The sequence below is a fragment of the Aquabacterium sp. genome, assembly GCF_014378415.1.
Lineage (GTDB): Bacteria > Pseudomonadota > Gammaproteobacteria > Burkholderiales > Burkholderiaceae_C > Aquabacterium.
The window spans coordinates 17,643-27,284 of sequence record NZ_JACMNS010000102.1 but is presented as its reverse complement, the minus strand read 5'-3'; the positions used below and the strand labels follow the sequence as shown (position 1 = coordinate 27,284).

The 9,642-nt window shown below is 60.2% G+C and carries 11 protein-coding genes; 1 reads left to right on the top strand and 10 read right to left on the bottom strand.

The window, feature by feature from the left end; translation table 11 throughout:
• Positions 1 to 274 precede the first annotated feature (274 nt).
• The 5 genes from H7225_RS09145 to H7225_RS09125 all read right to left on the bottom strand — a co-directional run bounded on the left by H7225_RS09145 (position 275) and on the right by H7225_RS09125 (position 2,991).
• Positions 275 to 772: a hypothetical protein gene (locus tag H7225_RS09145; RefSeq protein WP_290661046.1), complete on the bottom strand. Its 498-nt coding sequence runs from the start codon at positions 770 to 772 to the stop codon at positions 275 to 277.
• An 845-nt stretch (positions 773 to 1,617) separates the two neighbouring features.
• Positions 1,618 to 2,013 (bottom strand): hypothetical protein, encoded by a 396-nt coding sequence (locus H7225_RS09140; protein WP_290661044.1) that lies wholly within the window; start codon positions 2,011 to 2,013, stop codon positions 1,618 to 1,620.
• Positions 2,014 to 2,154: 141 nt separating this feature from the next.
• Positions 2,155 to 2,454 carry a hypothetical protein gene (locus tag H7225_RS09135; RefSeq protein WP_290661042.1) on the bottom strand — a complete coding sequence of 100 codons (300 nt, stop codon included), beginning with the start codon at positions 2,452 to 2,454 and terminating at the stop codon, positions 2,155 to 2,157.
• Between the two features lie 65 nt (positions 2,455 to 2,519).
• Positions 2,520 to 2,807 carry a BrnA antitoxin family protein gene (locus tag H7225_RS09130; protein WP_290661040.1) on the bottom strand — a complete coding sequence of 96 codons (288 nt, stop codon included), beginning with the start codon at positions 2,805 to 2,807 and terminating at the stop codon, positions 2,520 to 2,522.
• Positions 2,782 to 2,991 (bottom strand): BrnT family toxin, encoded by a 210-nt coding sequence (locus H7225_RS09125; protein ID WP_290661050.1) that lies wholly within the window; start codon positions 2,989 to 2,991, stop codon positions 2,782 to 2,784. Before H7225_RS09125 ends, H7225_RS09130 begins: the two co-directional genes overlap by 26 nt.
• Before the next feature lie 235 nt (positions 2,992 to 3,226).
• Between H7225_RS09125 and H7225_RS09120 the strand changes: the two genes are divergently transcribed.
• A complete protein-coding gene (locus tag H7225_RS09120; protein ID WP_290661048.1) occupies positions 3,227 to 4,234 on the top strand; it encodes an integron integrase in 1,008 nt (335 codons plus the stop codon).
• A gap of 74 nt (positions 4,235 to 4,308) precedes the next feature.
• On the opposite strand, the gene acnB is transcribed toward H7225_RS09120, so the two are convergent.
• The 5 genes from acnB to H7225_RS09095 form a co-directional block, all read right to left on the bottom strand.
• Positions 4,309 to 6,912, bottom strand: a complete 2,604-nt coding sequence (gene acnB, locus H7225_RS09115) for a bifunctional aconitate hydratase 2/2-methylisocitrate dehydratase (RefSeq protein WP_290661038.1) — start codon at positions 6,910 to 6,912, stop codon at positions 4,309 to 4,311.
• Positions 6,913 to 7,112: 200 nt separating this feature from the next.
• Positions 7,113 to 7,703: a hypothetical protein gene (locus tag H7225_RS09110; protein ID WP_290661036.1), complete on the bottom strand. Its 591-nt coding sequence runs from the start codon at positions 7,701 to 7,703 to the stop codon at positions 7,113 to 7,115.
• An 81-nt stretch (positions 7,704 to 7,784) separates the two neighbouring features.
• Positions 7,785 to 8,990 (bottom strand): 2-methylaconitate cis-trans isomerase PrpF, encoded by a 1,206-nt coding sequence (prpF, locus tag H7225_RS09105; protein ID WP_290661034.1) that lies wholly within the window; start codon positions 8,988 to 8,990, stop codon positions 7,785 to 7,787.
• A 10-nt stretch (positions 8,991 to 9,000) separates the two neighbouring features.
• On the bottom strand, positions 9,001 to 9,393 hold the full coding sequence (locus H7225_RS09100) for a PIN domain-containing protein (protein ID WP_290661032.1): 393 nt from the start codon (positions 9,391 to 9,393) through the stop codon (positions 9,001 to 9,003).
• Positions 9,390 to 9,593, bottom strand: coding sequence for a type II toxin-antitoxin system VapB family antitoxin (locus tag H7225_RS09095; RefSeq protein ID WP_290661030.1), 204 nt, complete (start codon positions 9,591 to 9,593; stop codon positions 9,390 to 9,392). Before H7225_RS09095 ends, H7225_RS09100 begins: the two co-directional genes overlap by 4 nt.
• Between the last annotated feature and the right edge of the window lie 49 nt (positions 9,594 to 9,642).

Below are 9,642 nucleotides of genomic sequence, written 5' to 3'. Positions count from 1 at the left end.
GATCCGGATGGCGTGTAGACGGCGCAGCCAGCGGTAGCGGCGGCGAGAACAATAAGTGCTATGAGAGTTTTTATTTTTATACCTTCGATGTGGGGCGATTGAGTTTAAGCGAGAGGCCTAACGCCCACGGTAAGGGGCGATTATGCGCAGCATAATTGTCCCCTTGACCACCCAGTTAGGCCGCGGCGCGAAGGCATGGTTTTGCGCTTGCCATGTGTAAGCATGCTGAAAGCTATTGCGCACGGCAACCGCAAACCTTGACATGCGTTTTTACTCATTTGAGTTTGGCTAGGTGCTTTATGAGCAGTTGCTGGATGGCTTCTACGTTTTTGCGAAATTCATCAATTGCTTCGGCGGACGACGGGCCGGTGTACTCGGTCGAGCTTGCGTTTGTTGGCGACATTAGGATGCTGATTTGTTGATCAATTTCTTGGAAGTAAGGTATGCCTTCTGGAAGAAACGCCATGCAACCAACCAGCCATGTGCGCTCCTGCAAGGCGAGGGTGGCGGCCTTCCAGCCTGGAATTTCAAAGGCTTGAGCTAGGAACTCGTCATGAGACCTGCTGCGCAAGCCGAGGTTTACATGCTGTGCGATATCTAAGGCCAGTCTTCGTCGCTTCTCAAGTTCAAGAGCGACACCCTGTAAGCCATTGATTCTCCGATTTCTGGAGTCTCGCATGCCAGTTAAAAGGTGACCCAAAATGACGCCTCCGAGACCACCCACCAGGCCGATGCCGCCGCCAATTAAAACACTTCCCAGTTCGAGCGCCATTTAGTTCCTTGCGAGGCCTAACGCCCAAGTTAACTGGCAGCAACGTGCGCAGCACGTTGATGTCCAGTTGAACGCCCAGTTAGGCGCGGTGCAGATGCTAAAGCGGATGAAAACACGCCGAACTGCCGATGGATATTGATGTTTGGCTTATGCACTGCCGCGCCCCCTTGCATTGAATTCCAGAGATTCTGCCTGATGCTGGTGGACATGCGCAATGCTGATGCGGTGGGCAGCGCGCCGTAGGACACGCTGCCCACTTGGCGATGGCGAGTGGCACTTTGGCGCCGCTGATTGGTGAGCAGGCTGCCGCAGGGCAGACAGCCAGATTGAGCATGAACACTGAGCCCGGTAGCCTGCCGCATGAAAACAGACGCGCCAAACCTCAAGATGTGAGATGGCATGTGAGCGGCAAAGAAGGCGGCCGTGAACACGCGCGGTACTTGCGAATGGTGTTGCAGCCGAAGTGCTTGGCGTGACGAACGGCAGCAAGGACCGGTGCCCAAGATCAGTGATGGCGTTACCGCTTCCAGAGCGATGGCGTGCGCCAAAGGGCGTGTGCATTCACAACTTTGCTTGATGCTGAACCGTTGAAAATGCATGACCTGACTGGGGTGGACGAGAGGCCTAACGCTACAGGTAAGCCGCACCGGAGTGCGCAGCACGAAGGGAACCTACAAGCGAAGCTTGTAGGTGTCGGCTTGACCGAAAAGTTAGGCTGTGGCGCGAAGTGGAAGAGGATTTGAGCCCGCTTGCCCGTGCCGTGAATTTGATTGCGAACTGCATAGCTGCCCCCTGAGACCTATGTGCCGACCATTGTGCGGCGAGTTTTCAGCTCGGTAAGGAATTCAGTGGAATGGGTTTGCGGAGTACTCCGATGCGACTGAGATGCCAAGCCCAACCAAGAAATAAGCAATGCAACCAATGCCAGTCATAAACACCGTGGCCGCGAGTTCCTCGGCACGTTTGACTCGGTCTGTGCCCGCCCGTTGGAGTTTGTTCTGCGCTTGTTTAGACAGTACAAGGCCAGGAGCAAAGGCTGCGAGTCCAACGAGAGCGGCACCAACGACACCAATGGTGTATGGAAGAACAACGAAGCACGCCATCCCGATTGGGTACAAAGCGGCTGCGAAAGCGAGTGTGCCGGATACTTTGAATTCGGCGAGGATAGCGCGTTGTTGCCAGAGATTTAATGCAGAGCGCAAAGAGATCGCGATTACAAAAACCAGAAATACGATTCCCACTGGGTGATTCCTTTATACGAGTCAACTGGTTTTGTGCAACCAAAAGCCTAACGCAATGTAGACATCAGTGACATGTTGCCACGGATAGGCATAAGTGGCTGCATGCGGCCATTTATGGATAGATATGAAATCCACATGTAGCTACTTTTCGGTGATGCGTTCTCGGAGTTGAAGGCGGCGAGCGACCTTCAGCGGCATGCGCCAGACACCTGCCTGCTTGTCCCAGGTGGCGCCGGCCGCTCTGACCAAAGCCTGCAACTGGCCCTCTCGGTAGCCGATGCGTACCCCTACGATTTGTTCAGGCTTGGCGTTGATGGGCGCTTGATCAACGACCAGTTCAACCGTGGTGACGCGAGTGGTGCCCGTCGGGTCAATGCGGTGACGAACGCACACCAGTTGCTCGCCATAGCGGCGAGCAAGCTTGACAGCGCCCGGCTGCACAGGTGAGATTTTCTTGGCGACCCTGAAGTTTGTTATTTCGTTTTTCATCGATTGATTGGCCGTCTTCACCGCGTGAGCTCGGCTGGTTTATGTGACTTCAGCCAGTCTTTCAGCGCAGCATCCAGCCGGGCTTGCCACCCGACCCCTGTTTCTCGGAAAGGCTGGACCACATCGGGCGATAGCCGGATGGTGATGCGTTCTTTGATAGGAGCTTTCTGCGGCCCTCGGATGCGCAGCTTGGCCTGGAGTGCGGCAGGCAAGGCATCGGAAGCCGCCTGCATTTGCTTGACGTCAGCCAGGGAGAGTTCCCGGACTTCGCCGTCGTGATCAATCAGGGGCTTGGACTTTGGCATGACGGCTTACCTCACGAGAGTTGGCTTTGCGAAAGCTGATGACGCGGATGCCATCGGACGTCTCGGCGAAGCACAAGACGTGCAAACGTCCATGAAGAAAGCTAAGGGCCACATGGCGTTTTTCGCTGTAGTCAAAGCGTGCATCGACTTGGACCAATGCGGACTCGAATTTGAAGTCGGCCACCTGATCGAAAGAAAGCCCACGCTCTTCGATGTTGCGCTGGTTCTTGGCATGGTCATAGGTTATGAGCGGCACTTGATTGTATGCACAATAAAATTGATTTGGCAACGCCTGTTGGGAGGCCTCGCACCCAGTGTCGCCGTGAGCACCTGGGCCACGCGATCCCCCGCGAGGGGGATGGGCAGTGATGATCAGGGTGTGCAAAATACTGTATGCATAAACAGTTATTTCTCAAATGATGCATCCAGAAGATGCCATCAAAGCCTCGCCGCCTCCCTTGCAATCGAACAGGCTGCTTGACCAGGTCCGCGAGCGCTTGCGGTATCTCCACTACAGCATCCGCACTGAAGAGGCCTACCTGCATTGGATCCGGGGCTTCATCCATTTCCACGACAAGCGCCACCCCCGCGATTTGCGTTTGGAGCAGATCGAGGCTTACCTGTCGTGGTTGGCCAACGAGCGGCGAGTGGCCGCGTCCACCCACAAGCAGGCGCTGTCGGCTTTGATTTTTTTATACCAGCAGGTATTGGGGTTGGACTTCCCCTGGCTGAAAGACATCGGTCGGCCCAGGAGTGTTCGGCGCTTGCCCGTGGTCATGTCGCCACAAGAGGTTGCACGCGTGCTGGAGGCGTTGGATGAGCAGCACCGCGTGATCGGCCAGTTGCTGTATGGCACCGGCATGCGTCTGATGGAGGGGCTGCGGTTGCGCGTCAAGGACGTGGATTTTCAGCACCAAACCATCGTGGTCCGCGAAGGCAAAGGCGGCAAGGACCGAGCGGTGATGTTGCCCGCGAAGTTGGTACAGGCGCTGTCCAAGCAGATGAGCCATGCCAAGTTATTTTGGCAGGACGACCGGCAGACCGGCGTGGAGGGCGTTTTCTTGCCCGGAGCGCTGGACCGCAAGAACCCCAAGGCCGGGTTGACCTGGGGTTGGCAGTGGGTCTTTCCGATGGCACAACTCTCCATTGACCCGCGCACCGGCTTGCGCCGCAGGCACCATGTTCAGGATCAATCCTTTCAGCGCGCTTTCAAAAAAGCGGTGAACCTGGCGGGCATCGACAAACCTGCCACACCGCACACGCTGCGCCACTCTTTCGCCACGCATCTTTTGCAGGCCAAGTATGACATCCGCACCGTGCAAGAGTTGCTGGGCCACAGCGACGTCAGCACGACCATGATCTACACGCACGTGATCAAGGTCGGTGGGGCAGGGGTGCTGAGCCCCCTGGATGCACTGCTCAAATGAAAGAAGCCCGCCCAGGTGGCCCGGGCGGGCTTCTTCTTTGAACAAGGCATGCTAAAAGCCTTGTTTGCTCAAACTCAGGCAGCAGCCACGGTCTTGGCCTTGTCAGCGTACTCGGTGATCTGGTCAAAGTTCAGGTACTTGTAGATCTGGGCGCTGGACGCATCCAGCACGCCCACGCCTTCCATGTACTCGGCCTTGGTCGGGATGCGGCCCAGGCGTGAGCAGATGGCGGCCAGTTCGGCCGAGCCCAGGTACACGTTCGAGTTCTTGCCCAAACGGTTGGGGAAGTTGCGCGTGCTGGTCGAGAACACGGTGGCGCCTTCCTTGACTTGAGCCTGGTTGCCCATGCACAGCGAGCAGCCAGGCATTTCCATGCGGGCGCCAGCGCTGCCCAGAACGCCGTAGTGGCCCTCTTCGGTCAACTGCTGAGCGTCCATCTTGGTGGGCGGGGCCACCCACAGCTTGACGGGGATGTCGCGCATGCCCTCTAAAAGCTTGGAGGCTGCGCGGAAGTGGCCGATGTTGGTCATGCACGAACCGATGAACACTTCGTCGATCACGGCGCCAGCCACGTCCGACAGCGTCTTCACGTCATCGGGGTCGTTGGGGCAGGCCAGGATGGGTTCGTGGATGTCGGCCAGGTCAATCTCGATCACGGCGGCGTATTCAGCGTCGGCGTCACCCTTCATCAACTGAGGATCAGCCAGCCAGGCTTCTTGCGCGGCGATGCGGCGTTGCAGCGTGCGGGCATCTTCATAGCCGTTGGCGATCATGTTCTTCATCAGCGTGATGTTGCTGTTGAGGTACTCGGCGATCGGCTCTTTGTTCAGGTGCACGGTGCAGCCAGCGGCAGAGCGCTCAGCCGATGCGTCAGACAGCTCGAATGCTTGCTCGACCTTCAGGTCTGGCAGGCCTTCGATCTCCAGGATGCGGCCCGAGAAGATGTTCTTCTTGCCTTGCTTGGCCACGGTCAGCAAGCCAGCCTTGATGGCGTACAGGGGGATGGCGTTGACCAGGTCACGCAAGGTGATGCCGGGCTGCATCTTGGTGCCCTTGAAGCGCACCAGCACGGACTCGGGCATGTCCAGGGGCATGACGCCCGTGGCAGCGGCGAAAGCCACCAGGCCGGAGCCAGCCGGGAAACTGATGCCGATGGGGAAGCGGGTGTGCGAGTCGCCACCGGTGCCCACGGTGTCGGGCGTCAGCAGGCGGTTCAGCCAGCTGTGGATCACGCCGTCGCCAGGACGCAGCGACACGCCACCACGGGTGCTGATGAAGTCAGGCAACTCGTGGTGCATCTTCACGTCGACCGGCTTGGGGTAAGCGGCCGTGTGGCAGAACGATTGCATCACCAGGTCGGCGCTGAAGCCCAGGCAGGCCAGGTCTTTCAGCTCGTCGCGGGTCATGGGGCCGGTGGTGTCTTGCGAGCCGACCGAGGTCATCTTGGGTTCGCAGTAAGTGCCAGGGCGCACGCCGACTTGCTGGCCGTCGATGACGGGCAGGTTGCAGGCCTTGCCGACCATTTTCTGGGCCAGCGAGTAACCCTTGTGGGTGTCTTCGGGGTTCAGCGGCAGGCGGAACAGGGTGGAGGGTTCGAGGCCCAGCGCATCGCGTGCCTTGGCGGTCAGGCCACGGCCAATGATCAGGGGGATGCGGCCACCAGCGCGCACTTCGTCGAACAGCACGTCGGATTTGACCTTGAACTCGGCGATGACTTCGCCGTTCTTCAGGGCCTTGCCGGCGTAGGGCAGCAGCTCGACCACGTCGCCCATGTCCATTTGCGACACGTCGAGTTCGATGGGCAGGGCGCCGGCGTCTTCCATCGTGTTGTAGAAGATCGGGGCGATCTTGCTGCCCAGGCAGACGCCGCCGAAGCGCTTGTTGGGCACGAAGGGGATGTCTTCGCCGGTGAACCACAGCACGCTGTTGGTGGCCGATTTGCGGCTGGAGCCCGTGCCGACCACGTCGCCCACGTAGGCGACCAGGTTGCCCTTGGCGCGCAGGTCTTCGATGAACTTGATGGGGCCGCGCTTGCCGTCGTCTTCAGGCGTGATGCCTTCGCGCTTGTTCTTCAGCATGGCCAAAGCGTGCAGCGGGATGTCGGGGCGGCTCCAGGCGTCGGGGGCCGGGGAGAGGTCATCGGTGTTGGTCTCGCCAGTCACCTTGAGGATGCTGACGATGATGCTTTGGGGCACTTCGGGGCGCGAGGTGAACCATTCGGCGTCGGCCCAGCTTTGCATGACAGCCTTGGCGTGGGCGTTGCCCTTGTCCGCCTTTTCCTTCACATCATGGAAGGCGTCAAACATCAACAGGGTCTTCTTGAGGGCTTCACCGGCGATGGCGCCCATCAATGCGTCGTCCAACAATTCGACCAGAGGATGGATGTTGTAGCCGCCGAGCATGGTGCCCAGCAGTTCAGTGGCCTTTTCGCGGCTGATCAGCGCCGACTTTTCAGTGCCATGGGCCACGGCGGCCAGGTAAGAGGCCTTGACCTTGGCGGCGGCGTCGACACCAGCGGGGACGCGGTGCACGATCAGGTCCACCAGGGTGGCTTCTTCGCCAGCGGGCGGGTTCTTCAGCAGCTCGATGACTTCGCCGGTTTGCTGGGCGGTCAGAGGCAGGGGGGGAATGCCCAGCGCGGCGCGCTCGGCAGTGTGTTGGCGGTAGGCTTGCAACATGGTGTGACCTTCTTGGGATCTTGGATGCTCGAGGCTCGGGCGTCGAAAAACGGAATGCGGGCAATGGCAACTTGCACCTGGGCAAGGCACAAGCAATTTCCGCGCAGACCGCTATTTTCGCCCAGGAATGGGGTTCATGTCACCCTCAGATCACCTGCAAATCAATGGATTTGGTGCGAAATGGGGTGAATGAGAATGACTTACTTTGGTGCGCTGGCCGCATCGGGGGCCGGCGTGTCGAACACCGATTTGGGCGGGTTCTTGCGCAACTCTTCTTCGGCGGCGCGTTGCACTTCATGCACGCAACCGTCCACCATGCGGTGGCCAGTTTTGACGTTCAGCAGCATGGATTTGGTCAGGATCTGGATCACCAGGACGGTGTCTTTGGTGTCTTCCAGGCGGACGGCACCGGTGCTGGACAACACGGGCTTGACCACCCAGGTCTGCTTGTCTTGGCGGATGTTGAAGTAGCCACGGTTGGTGTCGTTGGCGTCAATCAGCAGTTTTTTGCTGAACTCGCACTCGTAGCGGCCGATCAGCACGCGGCTGGCGGCGGCCAATTGTTCGGGCGATGCTTCGGGCAAGGGCACGAATTTTTCGGCCACGGCGCCCTTTTTGGCGGGCTTGGCCTTGGCTTTGACTTTGGCTTTGACTTTGGCCGCGGGTTGGGTCGCGGTTTCGGTGGCGGCGTGCGCCTGTGAGCTGAAGGCGCCCGCCGTCATGCCCAGCAGGATGCCCACGGTGATGGCCGCGGTGCGGATGCGGCGGGTACGCTTGTTTTGGAGACTCATTTGAATGGGGGTTCCGATCACGGGCGTTGGTCAGGAGGCGGATTGGAGGCTGATCTTGCCACCAATCCGCCCGGCCATTTGTTAGAAAAAGTCGCCCGGCACGCGGACCCAGCCTTCCATCAGCACCCGGGCGCTGCGGCTCATGACGGCTTTTTTCACGGTCCATTCGCCATTGACCTGGGTGGCTTCGGCGCCCACGCGCAGGGTGCCCGAGGGGTGGCCGAAGCGAACGGCACTGCGGGCGCCGCCGCCAGCGGCCAAGTTCACCAGCGTGCCGGGGATGGCGGCGGCGGTGCCGATGGCGACCGCGGCCGTACCCATCATGGCGTGGTGCAGCTTGCCCATCGACATGGCCCGCACCAGCAGGTCGATGTCGCCTTCGGCCACGGGCTTTCCGCTGGATGAGACGTAGGCTTTGGGCTTGGCCACGAAGGCGACCTTGGGCGTGTGCTGGCGCTTGGCGGCCTCGGACACGTCCTTGATCAGGCCCATGCGCAGGGCGCCGTGGGCGCGGATGGCCTCAAATCGCTCAAGGGCCTTGGCGTCGCCGTTGATGGCGTCTTGCAACTCGGTGCCGGTGTAGCCGATGTCCTCGGCGTTCACGAAGATGGTGGGGATGCCGGCGTTGATCATGGTGACCTTGAGGGTGCCGCCTTTGACGACATCCTCGGGCACGTCCAGGTCATCGACCAGGTTGCCGGTGGGGAACATGGCGCCACCCGCGCCGTCTTCGCCTTCATCGGCCGGGTCCAGGAATTCGAGTTGCACTTCGGCGGCCGGGAAGGTCACGCCGTCCAGCTCAAAGTCGCCGGTTTCCTGCACTTCGCCGTTCGTGATGGGCACGTGGGCGACGATGGTTTTGCCGATGTTGGCTTGCCAGATGCGCACGGTGGCCATGCCGTTGGCGGGGATGCGGCTGGCATCGACCAGGCCGGCTTGGATGGCGAATGAGCCGACGGCGGCCGAGAGGTTGCCGCAGTTGCCGCTCCAATCGACGAAGGCCTTGTCGATGGAAACCTGGCCGAACAGGTAGTCGACATCGTGGTCGGCCTGACCGCTCTTGGACAGGATGACCGTCTTGGAGGTGCTGGACGTGGCGCCGCCCATGCCGTCGATTTGCTTGCCGTAGGGGTCGGGGCTGCCGATCACGCGCAGCAGCAACTGGTCGCGGGCGTTGCCCGGCACTTGCGCCGAGGCCGGCAGGTCTTGCAGGCGGAAGAACACGCCTTTGCTGGTGCCGCCACGGATGTAGGTGGCGGGGACTTTGATTTGGGGGGCGTGGGGCATCGTGCTTCTTTCAATGCAGCGGTGGGCAGTGCGCCACCTTGAATCGGGCGGCCAGTTCGGCCAGGCGCTTGTCGAGTGTCCAGAGCAGGGCTCCAGGGGTCAAAAGGGTCGAGGCGAGCAGGCTCATGTCCACGAGGCCGCAGCCCAGGCCGTACAACTGTTCGCGGTCCACAAAGGCCATGACCTCGCGCAAGTTGGCTTGCTGGGTGGCTTGCAGCAAGCTCAGGTCGGACAAGGTTCGTGCTCGTTCTGGGGGCGTGCCGCAGGCCATTTCACCCAGGACCATGGGGTGCATCAGGGCTTGGTCGGCCGCCAGCAAGCTCACGAGTACCGTGTTGCGTTGGCGAAAGTGCGCCACCCAGACCGAGGTGTCGACCAGGACACCGCTCACAGCGCTACTCATGTTGCCAAAGGGCCTCGCTGGCGGGGGATGTCTGCCATCTTGGGGCTGGCATCACCCAACGCGGCCAGGCGTTTGGCGGCCTGCACGCGAACAAAGGTTTTGATGGCCTCACGGAACAGGTCGGCCTTGTCCATGGCCGGATCGGCCATTTCCAGGGCTTTTTCGTACAGCTCGTCGTCGATGGTGACGGTGGTTCTCATGGCATCCTCGCGTCAATTTTGATGCTATTTGACATCAAAATTGACGCTG

Excerpts from the sequence above, each read along its gene's own strand:
- H7225_RS09095 (WP_290661030.1), bottom strand. The coding sequence starts at position 9,593 with ATGAGAACCACCGTCACCATCGACGACGAGCTGTACGAAAAAGCCCTG.
- H7225_RS09100 (WP_290661032.1), bottom strand. The coding sequence starts at position 9,393 with ATGAGTAGCGCTGTGAGCGGTGTCCTGGTCGACACCTCGGTCTGGGTG.
- H7225_RS09145 (WP_290661046.1), bottom strand. The coding sequence starts at position 772 with ATGGCGCTCGAACTGGGAAGTGTTTTAATTGGCGGCGGCATCGGCCTG.
- H7225_RS09110 (WP_290661036.1), bottom strand. The coding sequence starts at position 7,703 with ATGAGTCTCCAAAACAAGCGTACCCGCCGCATCCGCACCGCGGCCATC.
- H7225_RS09120 (WP_290661048.1), top strand. The coding sequence starts at position 3,227 with ATGCATCCAGAAGATGCCATCAAAGCCTCGCCGCCTCCCTTGCAATCG.
- prpF (WP_290661034.1), bottom strand. The coding sequence starts at position 8,990 with ATGCCCCACGCCCCCCAAATCAAAGTCCCCGCCACCTACATCCGTGGC.
- acnB (WP_290661038.1), bottom strand. The coding sequence starts at position 6,912 with ATGTTGCAAGCCTACCGCCAACACACTGCCGAGCGCGCCGCGCTGGGC.
- H7225_RS09130 (WP_290661040.1), bottom strand. The coding sequence starts at position 2,807 with ATGCCAAAGTCCAAGCCCCTGATTGATCACGACGGCGAAGTCCGGGAA.